This window comes from Rhodococcus sp. IEGM 1379 (assembly GCF_030056815.1).
Lineage (GTDB): Bacteria > Actinomycetota > Actinomycetes > Mycobacteriales > Mycobacteriaceae > Rhodococcus_F.
The window spans coordinates 1-22,258 of the sequence record NZ_JASHKR010000002.1; the positions used below are offsets into that span (position 1 = coordinate 1).

21 protein-coding genes are annotated in these 22,258 nt (G+C 61.3%); 6 read left to right on the forward strand and 15 right to left on the reverse strand.

All coding sequences use genetic code 11. The features are described from left to right. The 8 genes from QM600_RS01270 to QM600_RS01300 all read right to left on the reverse strand — a co-directional run. The coding region (locus QM600_RS01270) for an AMP-binding protein (RefSeq protein WP_283259674.1) at positions 1-636 on the reverse strand (636 nt) is incomplete at its 3' end. A gap of 97 nt (positions 637-733) precedes the next feature. Continuing rightward, complete coding sequence (locus tag QM600_RS01275) at positions 734-2,407, reverse strand: dihydroxyacetone kinase family protein (RefSeq protein WP_283259675.1); 1,674 nt, start codon at positions 2,405-2,407, stop codon at positions 734-736. Between the two features lie 48 nt (positions 2,408-2,455). Further along, positions 2,456-3,229, reverse strand: coding sequence for a sulfite exporter TauE/SafE family protein (locus QM600_RS01280; protein WP_283259676.1), 774 nt, complete (start codon positions 3,227-3,229; stop codon positions 2,456-2,458). 4 nt (positions 3,230-3,233) lie between these two features. Continuing rightward, positions 3,234-3,386, reverse strand: coding sequence for a DUF8730 family Cys-rich protein (locus tag QM600_RS29745; RefSeq protein ID WP_502942841.1), 153 nt, complete (start codon positions 3,384-3,386; stop codon positions 3,234-3,236). Positions 3,387-3,412: 26 nt separating this feature from the next. Beyond that, positions 3,413-4,780 carry a rhodanese-like domain-containing protein gene (locus QM600_RS01285; protein WP_283259677.1) on the reverse strand — a complete coding sequence of 456 codons (1,368 nt, stop codon included), beginning with the start codon at positions 4,778-4,780 and terminating at the stop codon, positions 3,413-3,415. A gap of 98 nt (positions 4,781-4,878) precedes the next feature. Continuing rightward, a complete protein-coding gene (locus QM600_RS01290; protein WP_283259678.1) occupies positions 4,879-6,303 on the reverse strand; it encodes a DUF2252 domain-containing protein in 1,425 nt (474 codons plus the stop codon). 74 nt (positions 6,304-6,377) lie between these two features. Beyond that, positions 6,378-6,701, reverse strand: a complete 324-nt coding sequence (locus QM600_RS01295; RefSeq protein WP_283259679.1) for a DUF6292 family protein — start codon at positions 6,699-6,701, stop codon at positions 6,378-6,380. A gap of 64 nt (positions 6,702-6,765) precedes the next feature. Beyond that, on the reverse strand, positions 6,766-7,668 hold the full coding sequence (locus QM600_RS01300; RefSeq protein ID WP_283259680.1) for an Lrp/AsnC family transcriptional regulator: 903 nt from the start codon (positions 7,666-7,668) through the stop codon (positions 6,766-6,768). Between the two features lie 224 nt (positions 7,669-7,892). Here QM600_RS01300 and QM600_RS01305 point away from each other — a divergent pair, with 224 nt between their 5' ends. After that, positions 7,893-9,611, forward strand: coding sequence for an amidohydrolase (locus QM600_RS01305; RefSeq protein WP_283259681.1), 1,719 nt, complete (start codon positions 7,893-7,895; stop codon positions 9,609-9,611). Beyond that, a complete protein-coding gene (locus tag QM600_RS01310; RefSeq protein WP_283259682.1) occupies positions 9,608-10,954 on the forward strand; it encodes an MFS transporter in 1,347 nt (448 codons plus the stop codon). Before QM600_RS01305 ends, QM600_RS01310 begins: the two co-directional genes overlap by 4 nt. A gap of 72 nt (positions 10,955-11,026) precedes the next feature. On the opposite strand, the gene QM600_RS01315 is transcribed toward QM600_RS01310, so the two are convergent. The 3 genes from QM600_RS01315 to QM600_RS01325 all read right to left on the reverse strand — a co-directional run bounded on the left by QM600_RS01315 (position 11,027) and on the right by QM600_RS01325 (position 13,284). After that, on the reverse strand, positions 11,027-11,347 hold the full coding sequence (locus QM600_RS01315; RefSeq protein WP_283259683.1) for an antar domain protein: 321 nt from the start codon (positions 11,345-11,347) through the stop codon (positions 11,027-11,029). Positions 11,348-11,678: 331 nt separating this feature from the next. Next, on the reverse strand, positions 11,679-12,512 hold the full coding sequence (locus tag QM600_RS01320) for an alpha/beta hydrolase family protein (RefSeq protein WP_283259684.1): 834 nt from the start codon (positions 12,510-12,512) through the stop codon (positions 11,679-11,681). A 127-nt stretch (positions 12,513-12,639) separates the two neighbouring features. After that, positions 12,640-13,284: a nucleoside/nucleotide kinase family protein gene (locus QM600_RS01325; RefSeq protein ID WP_283259685.1), complete on the reverse strand. Its 645-nt coding sequence runs from the start codon at positions 13,282-13,284 to the stop codon at positions 12,640-12,642. 100 nt (positions 13,285-13,384) lie between these two features. Here QM600_RS01325 and scpC point away from each other — a divergent pair, with 100 nt between their 5' ends. After that, positions 13,385-14,929, forward strand: a complete 1,545-nt coding sequence (gene scpC / locus QM600_RS01330; RefSeq protein ID WP_502942842.1) for a succinyl-CoA:acetate CoA-transferase ScpC — start codon at positions 13,385-13,387, stop codon at positions 14,927-14,929. Positions 14,930-14,954: 25 nt separating this feature from the next. After that, a complete protein-coding gene (locus QM600_RS01335) occupies positions 14,955-16,166 on the forward strand; it encodes a PucR family transcriptional regulator (protein WP_283259686.1) in 1,212 nt (403 codons plus the stop codon). Here the strand turns inward: QM600_RS01335 and QM600_RS01340 are convergent. Then, positions 16,159-16,506 (reverse strand): hypothetical protein, encoded by a 348-nt coding sequence (locus QM600_RS01340; RefSeq protein WP_283259687.1) that lies wholly within the window; start codon positions 16,504-16,506, stop codon positions 16,159-16,161. The two genes, QM600_RS01335 and QM600_RS01340, sit on opposite strands and share 8 nt — an antisense overlap. Before the next feature lie 177 nt (positions 16,507-16,683). On the opposite strand from QM600_RS01340, the gene QM600_RS01345 reads away from it, so the two are divergent. Then, positions 16,684-17,739: a TerC family protein gene (locus tag QM600_RS01345; RefSeq protein WP_283259688.1), complete on the forward strand. Its 1,056-nt coding sequence runs from the start codon at positions 16,684-16,686 to the stop codon at positions 17,737-17,739. A 69-nt stretch (positions 17,740-17,808) separates the two neighbouring features. Here QM600_RS01345 and QM600_RS01350 read toward each other — a convergent pair whose 3' ends face one another. Continuing rightward, the gene (locus QM600_RS01350) at positions 17,809-18,687 is read right to left on the reverse strand and encodes a LysR family transcriptional regulator (RefSeq protein WP_094270418.1); all 879 of its coding nucleotides are present in this window, start codon (positions 18,685-18,687) and stop codon (positions 17,809-17,811) included. Between the two features lie 123 nt (positions 18,688-18,810). Here QM600_RS01350 and QM600_RS01355 point away from each other — a divergent pair, with 123 nt between their 5' ends. Continuing rightward, entirely contained in the window at positions 18,811-20,178 is a 1,368-nt protein-coding gene (locus QM600_RS01355; protein WP_283259689.1) for an NAD(P)/FAD-dependent oxidoreductase, read from the forward strand. Between the two features lie 42 nt (positions 20,179-20,220). On the opposite strand, the gene QM600_RS01360 is transcribed toward QM600_RS01355, so the two are convergent. Next, on the reverse strand, positions 20,221-21,522 hold the full coding sequence (locus QM600_RS01360) for a ClC family H(+)/Cl(-) exchange transporter (RefSeq protein WP_283259690.1): 1,302 nt from the start codon (positions 21,520-21,522) through the stop codon (positions 20,221-20,223). Between the two features lie 75 nt (positions 21,523-21,597). Further along, on the reverse strand, positions 21,598-22,218 hold the full coding sequence (locus QM600_RS01365; RefSeq protein ID WP_283259691.1) for a LysE/ArgO family amino acid transporter: 621 nt from the start codon (positions 22,216-22,218) through the stop codon (positions 21,598-21,600). Between the last annotated feature and the right edge of the window lie 40 nt (positions 22,219-22,258).

Genomic DNA, 22,258 nt, shown 5'->3' on the forward strand with positions numbered 1-22,258 from the left:
GCTCATGCAGACCTGCATGGAATGCAAGTAGATCGAACGATGTGAGTACACAACACCTTTGGGATCTCCGGTGGTGCCGGAGGTGTAACACATCGCGGCAGCGCTGCGCTCGTCAACCTCGGGCCACGCAAACTCCGTCGGCTGCTCGGCGATCAGGCCCTCGTACGTGTGAACCTCGACGCCCGCGGGAGCCTCGAGGCCCGCAGTGGAGGAGCCCGTCACAATGATGTGCTTGACCGTCGTGAGCGAAGGCAGCTGCGGTGCGAGCAACGGGATGATGGACGGATCGACGATGATCACATGATCTTCGGCGTGATTGGCAACGTGGATCAGCTGCTCCGGGAACAACCGGATGTTGAGTGTGTGGAGCACGGCGCCCATCGAAGGGATGGCCAGGTACGCCTCGAGGTGCTCGGAGTTGTTCCACATGAACGTGGCAACGCGCTGGTCTCCGTCGACGCCCAATCCGCGCAGAGCGTGAGCGAGCTGAGCGCAGCGCTTCCCGACCTCGGCATAGGTCAGTCGGCGAGGGCCGGCTTCAGTCCAGGTCACAACCTCGGCATCGCCGTGCACCGCGGCGCCGTGGCGCAGAATTTGAGCAATGGAGAGTGGGGCGTCTTGCATCGTGCTCAGCATTGGCTGCTCCTGGTTGTCATGCGATCCTGTGCTTTCCAGACAGGTCACAAGCGACGTGCGTGTGATGCCAGATTAACCACACTTCTTTAACTGATGTTTAGTGACCCGCCCCACACTCGAAGAACCAGGCAATTACCAGCGCGCCCGGATCGATCACCCCGCGCGCGGCCTCACCCACGTAACTTGCGCGGCCTCGATTGGCGATCATCGCTTCAGTTGATTCGGCGCCGGCGTGGGCGGCGTCTGCAGCCTGGTGCAGTGCGGTGTCGTATTTGGTGCCGGACCGAACTGCTTCCTCGAGTGCCTCGACGGCGGGGACTATCGCATCCACCATCGTCTTGTCGCCGGGGCGTGCACCGCCGAGGGTGGTGATGTTGTCGAGGCCGGCTCGCGCAGCGGTGGTGACGGCCGCGAGATCGAACCTCCCGTTGCCCGCTGCGCGGTAGAAATGCCGGAACCAGATGCCGAACAATGCGCCGGACGTCCCGCCTGCGTGCCCGAGGTATGCCTGCGAAATAGCATCGAATGCGGTTGACGTGGAGTAGGAATCCCTCATCGCAGTGAGGTCCAACTGTTCAAGGGCCGCCACCATGTTGGTTCCGAAGTCGCCGTCGCCGGCTCGGCGGTCCAAGTCGGTGAGTGCTGGTTCCTGATCGAGCACCTTCTGAGCCCAATCGGCTACCCAAGGTCCTGCTGATTCGTCGCCCCTCGGGGTTGAGGGAGGGGTGTACGAGGGGCCGAAGGATCCGCTCGGACCAACTGCCGAGTACGTTCTTGCCGGCGAATTGGGCCATGCTGGAGCACTGCACGGAGCGTCCCAGAATTCGAGGACTTGGTCGTCGACCCGCACGAGGGTGATGGAGGCTCCGGCCATATTGAGCGCCGTGACAAAAGTTCCGACCATCGGACGCTCGATGCGAATTCCCTTCTGGTCCAGATATTCTCCGAGTTCTGCGAACAACAACTGCAATTCCAGCGGATGGGTGGCGCCCAAGCCGTTGACTACAGCGATCACACGATCGCCGCGGACAAGTTGGAGTGAGTCGATGATCGGATCGGTCAGTCGACGTACCAGTTCGGGTGCTGGCAGAGCGTCGACGCGTTCCCGACCGCGCTCGCCGTGGATTCCGATCCCCAGTTCCATGTGGCCTGCCGGCAGGTCGAACGACGACTCCGTTGCGCCCGGGAGCGTGCACGGTGCCAGTGCGACGGCCATGCTGCGTGCAGATTCGGCAACTCGTCGGCCTATCCGCACCACCTCCGGCAAACTGTGGCCGCGATCGGCCGCTGCGCCGCATACCTTTTCGACTACGACGGTGGCTGCAGTGCCTCGACGCCCGGGGCCGCTGCCGTCAGCTCGTTCCGAGGCCACATCGTCGTCGACCAGGACAACATCAGCGTCAATGGCGTCCTCACGCAGCAACTCTCGTGCGATACCGAAATTCATGACATCGCCGGTGTAGTTCTTCACGATGTGCAGGACACCCCCGCCGACGTCGACGGCTTTGGACGCCTCGTGAATCTGGAGCGCGTTGGGTGAGGTGAATACCAGGCCGGGGCAGACGGCAGTCAGTATGCCCGCGCCGATGAATCCGGCATGCAGCGGTTCATGTCCCGATCCGCCGCCAGAGACGATGGCGACTTGCCCGCGCGGAAGAGGCTGTGCCCGCGTGAGGTATCCGGGGTCGGGATTCCAGGCAATATCGTCGGTGGACGCGATCAATCCACGAAGTGCATCGGGGACAAAGGTCTTCGCGCTGCGCATGAACATGGTTTGAGCGTAGGTGGACTTGATCGCCTAGGCGACGGTTATGTGCGCTCAGGTAACCACAATCACCTGGAACACCACAAACGCCGCGACCGCGAAGATCAAGTAGGCGAACCACTTCTGTAAACGAGCCCTGTCGATGCGTTGGCCGAACCGGCCGGCTACAAGTGACCCAGCGATTGCGGTGACGGTGAATGCCGCGACCACTCCCCAGTCCAGGGTGAGATCCCCGAGGTAAGCGACCAAGCCCGAACCGGAGTTGGCGGTCACAATTACCAACGACGTGCCAACCGCGACGGACATCTCGATACCCAGCAGCAATACCAGCGCCGGGACGATGAGAAAGCCACCACCAACGCCGAAGAGTCCTGTCAGGAACCCGACACCCAGGCCTGCGGGGATGGCGCGCGAGGTGCACCGACGCCAGTTGATGCCCGAGCCTTCGACGCGGCACGCGGTTCCGGTGCCGGAGGTTTCCGACAGCATCCGGATTCCCGCGACAACCATGACCGCGGCAAAGCCCGTCATCGTGACAGCGGGAGGAAGTATCCGGTTTACTGCACCGCCCGCGAAGGCGGCGAGAAACCCGGTGGCGGCAAAGACTGCGGCTACGCGCCATTGAACTTGTCGGGCGGCAACTTTGGGGATGGCACCGAACAGTGACGCGATGCCGACCACCAACAATGACATCGGTACGGCTTGCTCGAGGGGAATGCCCAAGGCATAGACCAGGACCGGAACTGCGAGTATTGATCCGCCGCCACCGAGAAGCCCCAGCAGGATCCCGATGACGGAACCCAGTGCCAGGGTCAGGGTGAGCGTCATTTACCTACCGCCGGAACAAGTTCTCGAAGAAGCCACTCGGGCGCTCGCACGTACAACGCTGGGCCGAGGGCACCGACCTCATGACGTCGTCGACATGCTGGCCGCAGCCGCTCCAGGTGGTTTTCGAGCAGGTAGAGCAGGTGGCGGGGGAACACATGGTCTTCTCCTTCAAATGGTGGATGGTTAAGCGTCGAGCCAGGCGTTGTAACCTCCGGCCAGGTCACTGACATGTTCGAGGCCCTGTGCGCGTATCAATGAAGCGGCGACGCTGGATCGCCACCCGCCGGCGCAGTGGACGATCACGGGACGATGTGTCGGTAATTCGTCTATCCGAGAGCGTAATTGAGCGAGAGGTATAGATACAGAGCCGGCGATGGTGCCGAACTCTCGCTCACCGGGGTTGCGAATGTCGACGAGGGTGACGGCGTCGTCGGCGAGTAATTGTGCCAACTCAGACACGGTGGTGCGCGGAGCGGTCTGCACGAGGTCGGTCAATTCCGCCGGAAAGGTGCCGTCGGCGAAGGAGTTGACAAAACCGATGACGTTGTCGGATCCGATGCGTGACAGGCGTTTAGCGGCTTCCTGCTCTTCTCCGGGGTAGGTGATGACGATTATCCGGTCGCCGATTTCGGCCACCATACCTCCGGTCTCTGCGAAGCGTCCGTCGAATCCGACGTTGACAGTTCCGGCAAGGTGGCCGGCCGCGAAGTCCTCGACGTTGCGAGCGTCGAGGATTACTGTGCCTGAAGATATTTCGGCTCGTAGATCCGCGTCGCTCAGCTCCGGAACAACCCGTGCGGGATCGAGTAGCGTGAGGGCACTTTTGTTCAGCGCGACGTCGGTGGCGAAGTACGACGGAACGGAAGGCTGTCCGTTGGTGATCATGTCGACAAAGCTGTCTTCGTTCATCGGAGCGACGGAGGGGTTGGTGCGTCGTTGCTCACCGATAGTGGAGGTCAATTGGTCCGACATGTTCTTGCCGCAGGATGAACCGGCGCCGTGTGCAGGCATGACGGTCACGGAATCCGGCAGTGCCAGAAGGACATTGTGGATGGTTCGGTACATCGCTCGCGCCAGATCAGTATTGGTCCCGTCTCCGAGATTGGCGAGGTCGGGGCGTCCGACGTCGCCGATGAACAGTGAATCGCCGGTCAGTACTGCAGTCGGTACGGCGTCGGTGTTTTCGCGGATCAACAGACTGATCGATTCCCAGGTATGACCGGGCGTCGAGAGGATCTCGATATCGACTTCGCCGAGTGAAATGTGCTCGCCGTGAGCGAGTCTTTTGATGGGGTACTCGGTTTCAGCAGGCTCGCCGAAAGCGATCCAGGCATCGGAGGCGTCGCGCAGTTCGAGGTGGCCGGAGACGAAGTCGGCATGGAAGTGAGTGTTGACGACTCCCACGATTTTCAGGCCGTAGCGCTTTGCGTCTTCGAGGTAGTCGTCGACGTCGCGGCGGGGGTCGACGACGATGGCCGTTCCACTGCTCTCGTCGCCGATCAGGTAAGAGGCGTGCGAGAGGCATTCGATGTAGTACTGCTCGAGAATCATCTGTGCGCTCCTGGTCTGCTGGGTTCGAACTCCATAGTGCCAGATACCCCCGGGGGTATGCATCTATCCGTGATGAACACCACCGAGGTGCAAAAATGTCAGATACCGGTTTCGGCGGCGATCCTGCCGCTGGCAACAGCTTTACGCAGTTCTGAGTGATCTCGTTCCGTCTGGTCGGCATACAGTCGCGCGAAGCGGGCGAGTGCGGTGTCGACCACGTCGGAGGAGCCCAGGTATCCCGAAATCAATGACGCGCCACTGGTCCGGGCATGACCCTTGGCCAACAGTCGACCGCAGATCGCAACGTAGTCGGTCAGCGCCGACGCGTCGATGTTGTTGAGATCCACCGAACCCTTCATGTTGCGGAACTGGCGGACGTAGTACTGGCGATCATCGACCGTGCACCAGCCGAGCAGGGGATCGCTGACGGTTTGAAGGGCTTGCTGATACTCGGCGACGCGTCGCCCCTGGTGGTCATGCCACGCGGACTTGCCGTGAACGAACGGGGCGACGACGGATCGGCGAGCCTGCTTGAGTTGCAGGAACAGAACGTCGTCCGGGATGCTGCCTTCGCAGAGCGCGACATAGGCGCGGAGTGCAACGCTACCGACGCCAACAACGCGATGAGCGACGTCGACGACGTTGTAGCCGGAAACCACTCGCCGCCAGTGTGGCGCAAGGGTTTCGAGGTACTCATCCAGCCCCTGCAGTAAGAAACCGGTGTCCCGATCGGTGAGATGAGTAGTCAGCGGCGGGTTTTCGAGGAGTTTTCGCTGTCTGTATTCTTGGACGGTGAAGCGAGACAGCGCATGATCGCTGGTGCGTTTGCGGGCGCGCCCGGCGGCACGCGCGATCTCTGCCTGCAGTCCGGGATCGGTGACGTGGGCGGTGAGGCCGTCGAGATTGACGCGGTCGAACGATCGGCCGAAGAGTGGGCGTTCTGCGAGTGTGGCCAGGTGGTTGCGATACGCCGAGGTGCACGAGACTGTTGCACTCTCACACTGGCTTTCAGTGAAGCCGTTCTGGCGGCCGGCCACCCAGATGCTCGCGACCAACCGTCGTAGATCCCATTCCCAGGGACCGGGATGAGCTTCGTCGAAATCGTTGAGGTCGATGACCAGTTCGCGTTCGGGGGAGCCGTAGAAACCGAAATTACCGACATGCGCGTCGCCGCAAATGACGGGATTGATGCCGGTAGACGGCAACGTCGAAAGGTCTTCGGCCATCAAACCTGCTGTGCCGCGAAGGAATCCGTACGGCGACGCAACCATGCGTCCGACCCGGATGGGAACCAGCCAATCGAGTCGACCCTCGTGGGCGGTATTCACCTGATCTACGGGATCGCGACGAGTGGTCGGGGGAGACCAATCTCCGAGCGCGGATCGCGGCACCTGCTTGCGAAGGTTCTTGCCGATCGCGCGACGCTCACTTCGAGGAGTTTGCCGAGTGCGCAGTGTCGCTTTGCCGTCCGGTTCGACCTCGATGTCGGCGATCTGGCCGACAGGCCTGGGGGACGGGTCCATGTCGGTCTCCTTCGTCGGGCGTACGAACTCGCGCTCGATAGTATGCCCGCGCGGTCAGGCGCCGATGAGGAGAGTCAGTCTGTGGCCTGCGCTATCAATTCGACTGTCCGGTCTGCACACACGAAGGGATCGGGCATGCGGCCGAGTCCGAGGCATTCGATGACCGAGAACGACGAGTTCGGTGTGTCTTCGACGCCGAGAGCCCAACCGAAATAGTGGTTCCAGGCCAAGACCGCTCGGTGGCCACTGTGAGGGGGAAGTTCGCCGGGCAATACGAGAACTGCGTCGAACGCGGGACAATCGCACCAGACAACAGATTCGGCAAATACCGAGGCTGCGACTGCGACGACATAACGTTGGCACGTCGACGCACTGGGTAACGCGATGTGAGCGGTCATGATTCGGTCCTCCGGTCAGGTGCCCACTCTGGGGTGCCCCTTCCGCTCGAAGAGAAAACCCGATTCAGTCCCGAACGTCGAGGCTGCGCGCGTAGTGCTCTTTGAAGACCTCGAGGTGCGCCCAGGACTCCAAGCCACTGACGCCGTCGATTCCCCGAATGCGTTCGGACAGTGCGTGGAGATCGTTGGACGAATTGGCGGCAACCGTCGCGATGACGTCGTAGCGACCAAGCGTCCGAGCCAGGAATTCGATTCCCGGCAGCGCCTCGATTTCGGACACGGCGGCGTCGTCGCGGGAGCCGAGATTTACTCCGATGCCCATTGCGAGAGTGCGCCCGCCGCCGCGACGCTTCACGACGGCTCCCACGCGAAGTGCGGTGCTCGCGATCAGATGGTTGACGCGATTGCGTACGGCACTCGGCGAGAGCCCGGCGTGTTCGGCCAGTTCGAGAAACGGCATACGTCCATTGCCTTCTAGCAGTTCGATCAATGCGATATCTACCGAGTCGAGTCGTATATCTGCTTGTAAAGCGCTGTCCGGCATAAAGATTCCCCGGACAACGTCGACATAGACCAAGGTGCTCACAGATCTCACTCCCGGCTGTGAGCGGAGTTCGGCAATTGCCCGGTACAACTCGTCGTGGTTGGGGACTCGAAGTTCCGCAATCACGTTGTACTGCCCGCTGACTGCCGAAATGTACACAGCCGATTCGGATTCGATCAATGTGTCGATGACTGGTGTGAGTGAGCCGGACACGGCAATGGATACGTGTGCCAGCGCTTTCAGTCCGAGGAGTTGGGGATGCGCGACGGCGACCACGGCGACGGTGCCCGACTCCACCAGCCACTGGACCCGGGTGGATACGGCTGATCTGGGTGCGTCGACGGCTGCGGACAGCTCACGGTAGGTGGCTCGGCCGTTCTTCTGAAGTGCCGCGATGAGCTTGGAATCCAGATCTACGGTCACTGTGCCTCAACTTTTTCAGAGATTTTTGTGTCGATACCAACCATAATAAGAATCGCACACGGCCTGTATTTATGCGAATAAGTGCAAAAGTGATCACAAATGTGAACATAAACGCTGTAGGCCGCACGGTATGAGACTTTGGTGCGTTGCAACCCTGCTGGTCAGGGCGTAGTTTTCGCTCATTGCACTAGTGACCTGCACCACGATCTTCACGAAGGACCCTCATGCGCAAGTTGCACACCCACGAAGCATCACCGCTCGACGCGACGGCCACGATCTTCACGGCCGACACCATCCACACCGTTGACGAGCAGGCGTCCGCTCCCGAAGCCTTCCTTGTCTTCGGCAATCGTTTCGCCGCTGTCGGAACTCTCGAGCAGTGCCGTGCCGAGGCGCGCCGGTTGAGTGCGCGGACTACTGCAGTGGTGGAACTGGGCAGTGCAACCGTGGTGCCCGGCTTCGTGGATCCGCACGCGCATCCGTTGATGTACGGCCAGATGCTCAGCTGGGTGGACTGTGGCCCCGGGAAGGCATCCTCGATCCCGGAAATCATTGCGCTGCTTCAAGAAGCTGCGCAGAGTGCGCCGGAAGGTGTGCCGGTTCGTGGATACGGTTACGAGCATCGCAACCTCGTCGAAGGTCGTCATCCGCTCAAGGAAGAACTCGATCTGGTCGGCACCGACCGCGAGGTTTACCTCATGAATGCCAGCGGTCACGGCGGAGTGGTCAACTCCTTCACGTTCGAGAAGCATGGAATCACCAGGGACACAGTTAATCCCGACGGTGGCGAATTCTTCCGTGATGCCGACGGTGAACTGACGGGTGAACTCTCCGACGCCGCGTGCAATATCTTGACCGGGGTCAACGGAGTGAAGGTCGGCCACCATGGCCCCAACTTCCACCTCGAGGACGAGCCTGAAGAGCACCTTCGTCAACTGTCGGTTGCGCAGGACAAGTTCCTCGCCGGCGGCGTCACCACCATCGGTGACTGCCAGGTGACGCGTCGTGAATTCGACATGTATCTGCGTCTGGCAGAACAGGATCAGTTGAAGACACGCGTCAGCATGTACATGCTCAGTCACCTTCTCGATCACGTCATCGACACGGGAATGCATGGCGCTTTCGGCAATTCGCGTCTGGCGTTCGGTGGCATCAAGTTCTATGCCGACGGCACACTCGGCGGCTGGACGGCCTATTTCCCCGACGGCTACGTGGGCGATCCGTGCCGTACCGGGCAGCTGTACCACGAGCCCGAGGACTACTCGGCTCTGATCGCGAAGGCGCACGCAGTAGGCCTACAGACCGCGACGCACGCTCAGTCGCCGACGGCCATCGACATGGTGCTCGACGCCATCGAGGCCGCGCAGAAGGCACATCCCGACGCCGACGCGCGTCACCGCATCGAGCATTGCGGACTCCCGACGGTGGAGCAGATTGCCCGGATGAACCTGGCCGGCGTCTACCCCGTCAACCAGCCGCAGCACTACTACAACTGGGGCGAAGGCGTCACCGCGGCGATCGGAACTCCGGGTGAGCGCTTCAACCCGCTCGGAGAGTTCATTGCCGCTGAGGTTCCCGTCACCATCAGCTCCGACGCACCCGTCGCCGAGCCGAAGCCTCTCGAGGCGATCCAGGCAGCTGTCACGCGTGTGACGCGTCAGGGCCACCAACTCGGTTCGCAGGCTCTTTGCATTACCGCTGACCAGGCGCTCCAGGCTCACACCCTCAACGGCGCGCGAGCGCTGGGCCGGGAAGCGGAGTTGGGCAGCATTTCCGTCGGCAAGCGTGCCGACTTCGTTGTTCTGGGTGCGGACCCTCTCGCAGTTCCCGCCGACACGATCGCTCAGATCGATGTCCGGGAGACCTGGATCGACGGCGAACTCGCACATTCAGGACATAACCACCTATCGTCGAACACTTCGACCACCGAGGAACAGCCATGAACCGAGAGCAACAACTAGTCAAAGCCCGCAAGGCGGGTTTTGCAGCATTCGTCGGCACAACCATCGAGTGGTACGACTTCTACGTCTATGCCACGGCGGCAGCCCTGGTGTTCGGCGACATCTTCTTCCCGCCCGGAACGGATCGACTGACAGGCGTCGCCGCAGCATTTGCGACGTATGCGGTCGGTTTCTTCGCACGTCCACTTGGCGGAATCGTGTTCGGTCACGTCGGCGACAAGATGGGTCGACGGACCGCCCTCGTCGTCACTCTGACACTGATGGGCGCCGGCACCTTCCTGATCGGCATGCTGCCCACCTACGCCTCCATCGGCTTCTGGGCACCGGTCTTGCTGGTTGTGCTCCGCTTCGTCCAGGGTTTTGCCGTGGGTGGCGAATGGGGAGGCGCGGTCCTGATGGCCGTCGAGCACGCCCCCGAGGACAAGAAGACGTTCTACGGAGGATTTGCACAGCTGGGTAACCCGGCCGGCGCTTTGCTGGCCACCGGCTTCTTCAGCATTCTCTCCACCTTCGGGGACGACGCTCTGCGCGACTGGGCTTGGCGCCTGCCTTTCCTGTGCTCCGCGTTGCTTATTCTCGTCGGCTTGGTGGTGCGCTTGAAGGTCGAGGAGTCACCGGTCTTCGAATCCGAGGTCAAGTCCGCGGATGTTCCCGAGATGTTGCCGCTCAAGTACGCGGTGGTGACCAACTGGCGTCCCATCCTGCTGGGTATCGGCATTCTGCCCGTCGCGGTCGGCGGGTACTACCTGGTGACGACATTCATCACGGCATACGCGACCGGTCCCGAAATCGGGTTGTCCGAGACTTTGATCCTCAACGCGCTGAGCGTGGCCGCGGTGGTCGAGTTGATCGCCACACTCGGAGTCGCCTGGCTCGGCGACAAGGTGGGCCGCATCCGCGTCGTCGTCTGGGGTCTGGCTGCTGTCGCCCTTCTGGCAGCTCCGCAGTTCCTGGTACTCGAGTCCGGATCGGTATTCCTGATCTTCCTGACCTTCGCGGCAATGCGACTGGTTCTGGCCGCCACCTACGGTCCGATCGCGGCTGTCCTTTCACAGATGTTCAAGCCGCAGGCCCGCTACACCAGCATTTCGCTGGCTTACCAGGGCGCCGGCGCGATCTTCGGTGGTCTGTCTCCGCTGGCGTCGACGCTCATGTACAAGGCGACTGGCAGCATCTGGCCCGTCATCGCCCTCCTGGTCGCGATGTGCCTGATGAGCATCGCGTGCCTGGTCAAGGCGCCGCAGCATGTGGACGAGGTAACGACCTCCGACGTCGACCACAACGCCTCGGAGTCTGACGCGGACAAGGCGTCCGAGTCTGTTTGATTTCCGAGAAAACAAAGCTGGGGCGGTACACGATTTCCGTGTACTGCCCCAGCTTTTGTTTTTCGGGAAAGATCAGGCGCTGACGAGGTGTCGATGAAAGTGATCGCTACGACGCTGGGTCTGGCTCAGGTTCCGGATCTCGCGAAGCCAGAAATGTGCAGCCAGAGTGGACGCGCTTTCGGACATCGAGTTCGACGACGAATCGTCGATGAGTGCAACCAGGGCCTTGGCCAGGTTGGAGACCTTGATGTGGTTGGTTTGTGAATGCTCGACCAACAGCGCAGCGGCTTCGTCGGTGGTGCATCGGTACAGCGTGCAGACGATTTCGAGTGCGCGCACACGGGTTCGATCCGTGGTCTTGTGCTGGTCGGTATGAATCATGGTGTTGTGCATGGATATTCCTCTTGAGCCGCGCGAGCTGAGAGCTCACGCGGTAGTTAGCGCTAGTTGATACTGGTGCAGTCGGTACGCGATTGGCGGCGGACCCGATGGATCTCAGCGGGGTCTTCGGCCTGGTCAACAATCTGCGGGACTGATGAAAATGCGTAGTGATCAGAGGTGCGGATATTACCGAACTGGATGCTTGCCCTGGTGGTTTGAACCTGGACGAGCGACCGGCTGCCAGACTGACGGCGACCCTCTGATAACCCCACCGTACGTCATTGTCGCGGTTTCAGCTAATTATTTGCGATCAGCGTGTTGGAAACCGGGTTCGTTTACCTGCTTACTTGCCCGCGACGTGATCAAGAATTGCTTGCTTGGTGATAGCCCAGGCGGGAGATTCGGCATTGCCGAATTCGCCGTGCCCGACGTTCGGAAGCTCGATCAGGTCGACATTGTCGCCAGCTGCGCGGGCGGCATCGAAGTATCGGCGACTCTGCTCGATGGAGACAACTCGGTCATTGCTTCCATGCAGTGCGGTGACAGGGATGTCGATCGGCAGATGCTTGATCGGTGAGGCGATGCGGTAGCGGTCCGGATAGTCAGTGGGCATGCCGCCCAATAGGTTTCGAACAAATCGATCCTGGCCGACTGTGGCCGCGAGTTCCATGTCGAACACCCCGGCCATAATGGTTGCCGAGCGGATCGGCACCTCTAGTTTCGGTTCGGGAGCGTCGGCCCCCTGGCTTGACCTCGACGCTGCCCAAGCCGCCAGCTGCCCGCCTGCGGAGTAGCCGGCGATATGAACGCGATTCAAATCCAGTCGGCCCCCGGCCTTTTCCTGCACGACGGTAGCCAAGGCGTTGGTGGCAGAGACCGCGTCGGACAAAGTGGTGGGCCAACCTCCGTGCCCGCCGACGCGTCGATACTCGATGTTCCACACTGCAATTCCGTACGGCGTCAACGTTCGTGCCCACGCGCCCGCGTATTCGAGGTTGCTTTTCTGTGCCCAACCGCCGCCGTGAACCAGGATTACGACGGGCAGTGAACCGGCGTCGCCGGGTGGAAGATACAGATCGCCGAATGTATCGGCGTCGGCTGCGTAGGAAATACGAACGGGGCTGACCGTTGCGTCGGTGCCCGCTGCGCTGGAGACGGAAATGACGAGCGTGAACATGCAGACCACCAAGACTGCGATGTACCGAATCGAGCGGTGCGCGATGGCCGGAATCCTCTCGTCACGCAGGGGCTTTTTGGTCGATTCGGAGTCTAATAGCGCAGCATGAATTTTTGGGGGCGACGTTTTACTGGGTGGTCAGTCGCACGATCAGATCCGCGCGAAAGCGAACTGCTTCGATGGCGTCCCCGTTCGGTTGGTCCACGTCGCGCACCCATCGCTCGGCTACATCGGGACTGCTTCCGAACCCGCAGTGGCGGCGCACGAGACGGTCGGTCCGCGTCCCCGCGGGGACGTCGAGGTACCAAACCTCGTCGACGGCCTGTCTCGCTACCGGCCACTGTCCTTCCATGAGCAGTAGGTAGTTGCCTTCGGTGATGATCAGCGTGGTTTCGGGTCCGATCGCGACCGCACTGCCGATCGACTCGTCGAGGGTGCGGTCGAAGGCGGGAGCGTAGATCTCGCGGTCGGATGTCCTCAGTCGATGAAGCAGTGCCGCATATCCATCGGCGTCGAAGGTGTCCGGTGCACCCTTTCTGTGGCGGCGGCCCAGTCTTTCCAGTTCGCGATTGGCGAGATGAAATCCGTCCATCTCGACCAGAGCGGAGCGAGGGCCGAGCGATCCAGCCAAGGCGCTCGCCACCGTGGACTTCCCGGCGCCGGGTGGACCGGTGATCCCGAGAATGAATCGGCGATTGTCAGCCATCAATGCGACTGCTCGCGCGGCAAGTGCGTCAAGCGTCAGCGCGACGGTGGGTGGTTCGGAATTCACAGGCACTCCGTTCAGGCCGGTGTGTGCGTATCATGTCTCGGTAATTCTGTCTCGACAATCCCGATAATTCTTCTCGACAAGCACTGTTTATCCTGTTGGCGTGACTTCCTCATTGGGTGAGCCCATCGCCTCGGGCCGCATTCGCAGCACTGCCTTCGCGTCGAAAGTAACGTCAGCTGCCGATGCCGTGAAGTTCATTCACCCCGGAGATACGGTCGCGATCAGCGGTTTTGCCAGCGCCGGCACACCCAAGGTCATCATTCCCGCCTTGGCGGAACGCATCCACCACACTCGCGGCGAGGGATCGAACTTCACTATCAATCTCCTGACCGGCGCGTCCGTGTCCACCGAGACGGAACGACTGCTCGCAGAGGTCGACGGCATCGCACTCCGGATGCCGTACCAGTCGGAGGCGACAGCCCGGAAGCGCATCAACGACGGCCGGATGGACTACGTCGACATCCACCTCTCTCACGTAGCTCAGCAGGTGTGGGAGGGGTACTACGGCAATGTCGACGTCGCCGTTGTCGAGGTAGCCGGCATTACCGAATCGGGTGAGCTGATCCCGTCCGCGTCGATCGGCAACAACAAGACGTGGCTCGACGTCGCAGACAAAGTCATCCTCGAGGTCAACTCGTGGGTGCCCGCAGCTATGGAGGGCATGCACGACGTCTACTACGGCACCGCTCTGCCGCCGAACCGTAAGCCCCTCGAGATCGTTCGCGTCGAGGATCGCATCGGGCAGACCACGTTCCGTGTCGACCCCGCCAAGGTCGTTGCCGTCGTCGAAACCAACTGCCGCGACAGCGCGAGTCCGTTGACCGCGCCCGACGCCGTCAGTGAAGCTATTGCCGATCACGTCCTGGACTTCTTCGCCCACGAAGTTCGCGCCGGTCGGATGCCGGCCGACACCCTCCTGCCCTTGCAAGCGGGCATCGGCAACGTCGCCAACGCTGTGCTCGGTGGCCTCGACCGCGGATCGTACAAAGGCTTGACCTGCTATTCCGAGGTCATTCAGGACGGCATGCTGAAGTTGATCAAGGACGGAACCGTCGCCCATGCCTCGTCGACGGCCTTAGCTCTCACCGAAGCGGGCATCGAGGAACTGACCGCGAATGTCGATTTCTACCGCAACCACATCACGCTGCGTCCGCAGGAAATCAGCAACCACCCCGAGGTAGTTCGTCGGCTCGGCATCATCGCGATGAACGGCATGCTCGAAGCTGATATCTACGGAAACGTGAACTCGACGCACGTCATGGGCACGAAGATCATGAACGGTATCGGTGGTTCGGGCGACTTCGCTCGCAACGGTTACGTTTCCATGTTCCTGAGCCCGTCGACGGCCCGCGGTGGCGCGATCTCGGCGATCGTCCCGATGGTTCCGCACGTCGACCACACCGAGCATGACACCCAGGTGATTGTCACCGAGCAGGGATTGGCCGATCTGCGTGGACTGTCACCCCGTCGTCGAGCTCGGTCGATCATCGACAAGTGCGCGCACCCCGAGTTCCGGGCGATGCTCAGCGACTACGTTGCCCGCGCCGACGCGCAGCCGGGTGCGGGGCAGACTCCCCACATTTTGGGCGAGGCTTTCTCGTTCCATCAGCGCTACATCGACACGGGTTCGATGCGTCTGTCCTGACGCTTCGCAGTGAGAGAATGCGGAGGTGAACGGAACCGGTGTGCCTACAGATGTACTTCGGCTGGTAGCCGTCGCAGGGGCAGACGACGCCGGTGGCCTGCCCGTCGAGCTGCTGGGGGACTTCCTCGAAGTACTCAGTGTCGCCGTCTGTGAGGGTAAGCCGCTACAGCGTCGGGCTCTCCATCGTTTCCGTGCTCGCGGCGAGGAAGCCGCGGGCCAGGGCGTCGCACTGCGGGCCTTGCTTGATCTGTACCTGTCCTCGGCTTGGCGTCTGTGGCGTGAGTTGCCCGCTGTCATTGCAGCGCAATCGGATCCGAATGCGGTTGTTGCTGCCGGCGAAGTGATGCTGCGTGCTGTGGACGACGCGGTGGCCGAATTGGCAGAGGGATACCAGCTTGCCCGACGAACACTCGTGCGTTCGCAGGTGTCTGCTCGACGCGAATTCGTGGACGACCTGTTGGCCGGTGGCGCAGATGTTGTCGGATTGCTGGGCCGCGCTTCAGGATTCGGCCTCCATCTCACCGGGCCCCACGCTGTGGCGGTAGTAACTGCCGCCCGTGATTTCACCGACGACAGCTCGTTGGTCAAAGCCGTCGAGCGCGCAGTCCTCGGCAGCAAGGGTGACTCGGATGCTCTGGTTGCCAGTAAGAGCGGCAATCTCGTGGTGGTCTTTGCCGCTCCCGATCGTGAGGCAATCGACCATGTGCTGCACGGCATTCGGTCGGCTCTCGGCCCCAGAACCAGTGGCGACGGGCGAGTGCAGTTGCAACGACGCGCAATGGACGGTGCCTGGCAGATCGCAGTCGGTCGGCCGCGCACCACAGCCGCCGGGGTGGTGGCGTCGTACCGCGAAGCGCTCGACGCCCATGATCTGGCTCAGCGGCTGTCCTTGGATTCCCCGGTGATCGACGCCCGCGATCTGCTGGTCTACCGCGTTCTGGTCAATGACCGACCGGCAGTCACCGACCTGATCTCGACACTGCTCACGCCGCTGCTCGAAGCGCGGGGAGGGGCGGCGCCGATGGTGGACACCTTGCTCGCCTACTTCGCGGCCGGAAGAAACACCGCGAAGACCGCCCGTGATCTACATCTATCGGTGCGCGCGGTGACGTATCGGCTGGACCGCATCCGCGAGCTCACCGGTCAGAACGTCAACGACCCCAACGACAGTTTTGCGCTGCACGCAGCAGTGCTCGGGGCAAAGCTGCTCGATTGGCCCGCTACGCCGCTCAGCTGATATCCGGCAGCCCCGGAAGTGAGTAGCCTGACTCGTCATCCCAGTCGACCGGGGTGTCGTCCAGCGAGACATCCCATTTCGCGTCAGGCAATGTTCGTCGCAGTTCGGTCAGCGCGTTGAACCAGTAGACGAGCGAAGGCACGATCTCGGTGGGGTCGTTCGAGATCTTGGTCGATCCGTTGACAACCGTGTTCGGGATGTCCGAGGAATACAGGTCCAGAACTTCGGCGTCGAAAGGAAACTCGTCGTTGTGTACTGCGATCAGACGGTCGATTTCGGTCCTCTCGTCTACGGACAACGGTCGCGGGCGGGTGGCTGAGTAGTACAGCGAGGTGCTCATAACTTCAGGCTAGAACAACTTGACGGGCCGTGATTCTTCAAAATTGCTCAAACTTGCCGGAATCCGGCAAGTTTGGCGTGAAAAGTCATCGCTATTTGGACCGTGATGGATTGAAGTCGGCAAGGAACACTGGTGAAGACGGCAAAACGGCCGTCCAGAATCAGTGAAGGAGACCCCGTGTCCGTTCCCATCTGGGCGTGGGCTGCGTTTGCCGCAGTCATCGTCGTCATGCTGCTCATCGACCTGCTTGCTCACCGCGGCGCGAACGTCATCGGGTTCAAGGAAGCGGCCTGGTGGAGCGCGCTCTGGGTCAGCCTGTCGCTGATCTTCGCGGTGGTAGTCACCCTGACCTTGGGGGTGGACTCGGGCGTCGACTTCACCACGGCCTGGCTACTGGAGAAGAGCCTCTCCGTTGACAACCTCTTCGTGTTCGCCCTGATCTTCGGTTACTTCAAGGTGCCGCGTGAGTACCAGCACCGAGTCCTGTTCTTCGGTGTCATCGGTGCCCTGATCTTCCGCGGTATCTTCCTTGCCGCCGGCGTTGCGATCGTCAGCAAGTTCACCGCAGTCCTCTTCGTGTTCGCAGCGATCCTGCTCTACAGCGCATACAAGCTGCTCAAGGACGAGGACGAGAGCTTTGATCCCGGTACATCCGTGGCAGTTCGCTTGCTGCGCAAGATCATGCCGGTTCGTGACGAGTACGCCGGCACCAAGTTCTTCGTAAAGGAAGCCGGAAAGCGCGTCGCAACACCGTTGTTCGCGGTTGTTGTCGCTATCGAAGCTGCCGACCTCGTATTCGCAGTCGACAGCGTTCCCGCTGTGCTGGCAGTGAGCGATGATCCGTTCATCATCTACTCCAGCAACGCATTTGCGATTCTGGGTCTGCGTGCGCTGTACTTCCTGCTTTCCGGTCTGCTCGAGAAGTTCCACTACCTCTCGAAGGGTCTCTCGATCATCCTCGCCTTCATCGGCGTCAAGCTGATCCTGCAGGCCAGCCACAAGGTGATCAACACGTCGATCCCCGAGATCCCGTCTCTGGTAAGCCTTGCCGTGATCATCGTGGTGTTGGCAGGTTCGATCATCCTGAGCCTCAAGAAGCCACTGCCGGCAGAACCTGACACGGAAGAAGTTGTTGCCGGTGACAAGCCGGTCGAGTTGGAGAAGACCGAATCCGAGTCGACATCCAGCGAGGTTGTTGTCGACAGCGCGGTGGATGTGACTAGCAAGACCTAGCCCGAAGGCGCGGTCCGGCCCGGTGATTGTGAAGGATTTCGTTCGCTGAGCGAGTGAAATCCTTCAGGATCAGGGCCGGATCGCGTCTTTTAGTGCGTCAATCAGATCATTGAACTCCGGCGGGTGTGCGGTACCGCTGCGCGTCACACCCGACACGGGGATTCGTAAGCGTCCGTGGGACTCTCGCATGAAAATGATGCCCGCCCGAGGCGATTCGCCGGCCGTGATGGAATACAGCAACGTCCACGCGTTCGGGTTGGTGATCACGTCCAGGGTGGCGGTGTGGTCACTCGGAATTGCCGGACCCAACTGCACCCGACGGTCGATCTCCCGGAACGCGTCCTCTACAACCTGGTGAATCAGCACCTGGCTTTGGCGCGGCGGCAGGAGCAGGGGATATGCGGCCAGATCGTTGAGGTCGACGCTCTGCTGGCCGGCCAGCGGGTGACGGCTCGACATGACGATCAGCAGATCCTCGACGCCGAGGTCGATGGGTTCCAGGCCCGGACGATCAACACTGCCGCGAATGAGCGCAATATCGGCGTCGCCCGACGCCACCGCGTCCATCCGGTGCGCAAAACTCTTGATCACGAACTCCACGTCCAAGTCCGGATGGCGTTCGCGAACGTGGGCGATGGCGTCCAACGTCTGACCCGCAAAACTCATGTTTCCGGTGATCCGGATACGCGCGCTCGGGTCGCGAGCCACGGAGTACGCCATGGTCTCCAGGCTGAGGACTTGCTGCGCGATGGGGACCAGACGCGACCCGGCCGGGGCCAGTCGCACGGAGCGGGTGGACCGTTCGAAGAGCGTCGCGCCGAGCTCCTTTTCGAGCCGTGCCACCTGATGGCTGATCGCGGACTGCGAGATGAAGCAGCGCTCGGCAGCCCGGCTGAAGCTGAGTTCCTCGCTCACGACGAGAAAGTACTTGAGTTGGCGAAAGTCCATAGCGACAGCTTACTTATGAGCAATCGAGATAACAGTCTTGCGAATACTGCAGCTAGCTAGACCTGACCCATGACAGTTCCATACGGTAATAGTCATACTTTCAATTTGCTTGAGGAGTTTGTTGTGGATAGAACTGCTGCGGGTCGCGCCGATATCGACGCGGCTGGACACGAGAAGACTCAGGTCGTGATCGTGGGCTCGGGATTCGGAGCCCTCGCTGCCGCGAAGACGCTCGCGAAGTCCAAGACGCCGTTTGTCCTCATCTCCGCGACCACCGAGCACCTGTTCCAGCCGCTGCTCTACCAGGTGGCGACGGGCGTTCTGTCGGCCGGCGAGGTCGCTCCCCCCATCCGCACGATCCTGCAGAAGTACCCCAACGCCGACGTGCGCCTCGGCCGCGTCGTCGAGGTCAATGCCGAAGACAACACCATCGTCTACGAGGCTTCGGGAACTCGGCATACGCTCGGATACCGCTCACTCATCGCAGCCACGGGCGCCACGCAGGCGTACTTCGGCCGTGACGAGTTCGAGAAGGTCACCTACAAGCTCAAGACCGTCGAAGATGCCGAGATCCTGCGCAAGCAGATCCTGCGTTGCTTCGAAGAAGCTCACACCACCAACGACGCGCTGATGCGCAAGAACCTGCTCAGCTTCGTCGTCGTGGGTGCCGGCGCCACTGGTGTCGAACTCGCTGGACAGATCAAGGAACTGGCGCGCCGCTACTTCGCGAAGGCCATCAACAACATCAGCGCCGACGAAGTCACCGTCACCATGGTCGAAGGCGCCGGCGTCGCGTTGCCGGCCTTCGGCGGCAAGCTCAGTGAGTACACCCAGAACTCGCTCGAGAAGTCGGGTGTCGAGGTAGTTCTCAACACCATGGTCACCGCCATCGACGAGCACGGTGTCACCGTCTCCTCGGCAAAGACCAAGGAAGAGAAGCGCATCGACGCCGAGACCGTTATCTGGTCGGCCGGCGTTCGGGCCAACGATTTTGCCGCAGTGCTCGGAGAGGCAACAGGTTGCGAGTCCGACCGCGCCGGTCGACTCCTCATCAACCCCGACCTCACGGTCGGCGGTTTCGCCAACGTCTACGCCATCGGCGACATGACCTCGCTCAACGGCCTTCCGGGTCAGTCGCCCGTCGCGATGCAGGGTGGCCGTCACGCAGCCAAGATCGTCAATGGAAAGCGTAAGGCGGGAACGCCTTTCAAGTACCGGGACAAGGGCAGTATGTCGATCATCAGCCGCTTCAGTGCTGTTGTTCGTGTCGGCAAGATCGAACTCAAGGGCACCATCGCTTGGTTCATGTGGTTGGCAGTGCACGTGATGTACCTGGTGGGCTTCCGTAACCGGTACGTCGCAGTCATGTCGTGGTTCGGATCCTTCCTCGGGCACCGACGCCCGCACTTCCACTACACACAGGAGCCGATGAAGATCGCGGCCGTGCCACCAGTGGTCGAACGCGAACCTGAATTGGCCCGCTCCGCATAAAGATCGAGACCACGTGACCGCCCCCGATATTCTCGGGGGCGGTCACTTTTGTGTGGCCAGCATCCGTTTGCGGAGAATGTCGTAAATCGGAGCCGATCCGGCTAACGTCGCGACGAGGACGGCGGCAGCCGTTGCCGCGAGCATTGGCACAAGCGCCGACGTTACTGTCGTCATCTCCACCACGATCACGATGCCCGTGAATGGTGCTCGCACCACGGCGCCGAAGAATGCGGCCATGCCGACGAGGGACAGCGCAATCGTGAGGCCGCCGTCTACTCCGGGAATGAAGCTCGACAGCCCGGCGAAAAGTGATCCCCACAGAGCCCCGACGGCGAGCAGGGGAGCAAACAGGCCACCGGGAGTTCCGGCGGAGTAGGACAACGGACCAGTGAAGAACCGAACAACCAAGTACAGCAGCATGATCGGCAGCACAAATGTGCGTCCTCCGACAATCAACTGCGAAAGTGGGTCGCCACCACCGCCGGCCAGTGGGTCGATGAAGAGTGTGAGACCGATGATGGCACCGATTGCAAGTCCGACTATGGTCGGAGGTATACGTCGCAGGCGCGCAACGGCATTGAGCATTCCCAGGATCATGTGGTTGTAACAAATCCCGAGCAGGCCGGTGAGGAGTCCGAAGACGACGAACAGCGGCAAGAGCGCGAGCTGGGGAGTTGGGACGGCGTCGACGGCAAAATCAGGCCGATCACCGCTGATAAGCCGTGAACATCCCACTGCCACCGCTACTCCGAACATGGTGGGAAGGACTGTGCGGAGTGTGAAGGAGTGTGTCACTTCCTCGCAGACGAACAGTGCGCCGCCGATCGGGGCGTTGAAGGCAACGGCGAGTCCGGCCCCGGACATCGACGTCTGCAACAGGCGCACATCGGATTCGGGGAGAGAGGCACGTCGACCGGTCTCGGCTCCGATCGCCGCACCCATGTGCACGGTGGGGCCTTCACGGCCGAGTACCAGCCCCGAACCGATTGCCAAAAGCCCGCCCACGAATCTGGCCGGGACCAGGATCAGTCCAGGTGGTTTCGCTTCACCTCGCGCAACGGCCTCGACATGCTGAATGCCGCTTCCCGCTGCAAGTGGCACCCGCCGCACTATCAGGACGGCAAGCACTGTGCACAACGCCACCAACGCGACCGGAACAAGCCATCCGACGTACGGAATCTGATGCGACCAATCCAGGATCGTCTGACGAAGGTTGTCAGCTCTGCGCAAACACCACCGGAATGCTCCGCCGATAAATCCGACGAAGACACCCGCAACAACTGCGAGCAGACAAAGTAACAGCAATCCGCGGTTCGGCTCGTCGTCGACTTTGTTCTCGGTCATCGTTATCAGTCCTGCCCGATGGTCACAACTGCCGAAAGGGAGAATCGTGCCTCGGGTTGACGGTAACTCATGCACTCACAATTCGGTGAGCAAGCTGATTCCCAGAACTGTCATCATCACTGCAATAAGCGCATCCAGGATTCGCCATGCATTGGGTTTGGCGAATAGTGGAGTCAACAGGCGCGCTCCGTATCCGAGGCCGCTGAACCATCCGACGCTCGCGGTGATTGCCCCGGCAGCAAACCACCAACGTCCGATCTCGCCGCGGCCGTTCGCAATTGAACCCATCAACACAACGGTATCGAGGTAGACGTGTGGGTTCAGCCATGTCAGCGCCAGGGCCATGGTGACGGCTGCAAGTCGTGATCCGTTGCCATGCTGATCGGGTGCCAGTGTTTGCGGGTGAAATGCGCGCTTGGCTGCGAATACCGCGTAGCTGAGGAGGAATACGGCGCCGACGATGCGAATGAAGGTAATCAGTGACGGCGCGTGTTCGAGGAGTGCTCCGATCCCGCTGATGCCCGCGAGGATCAGGATCGCGTCGGACACTGCGCACACCAGGATAATCGGAAGCACATGCGATCGAGTCAGGCCTTGGCGCAGTACAAACGCGTTTTGTGCGCCGATTGCGATGATTAAGGAGAGTCCGACACCAAATCCGACGACGGCTGACGTCGGGTCACTGTTGCTGAGCATGGCACTAGCTTGACAACGCAAGAGACGCGAGTCCAGCTAA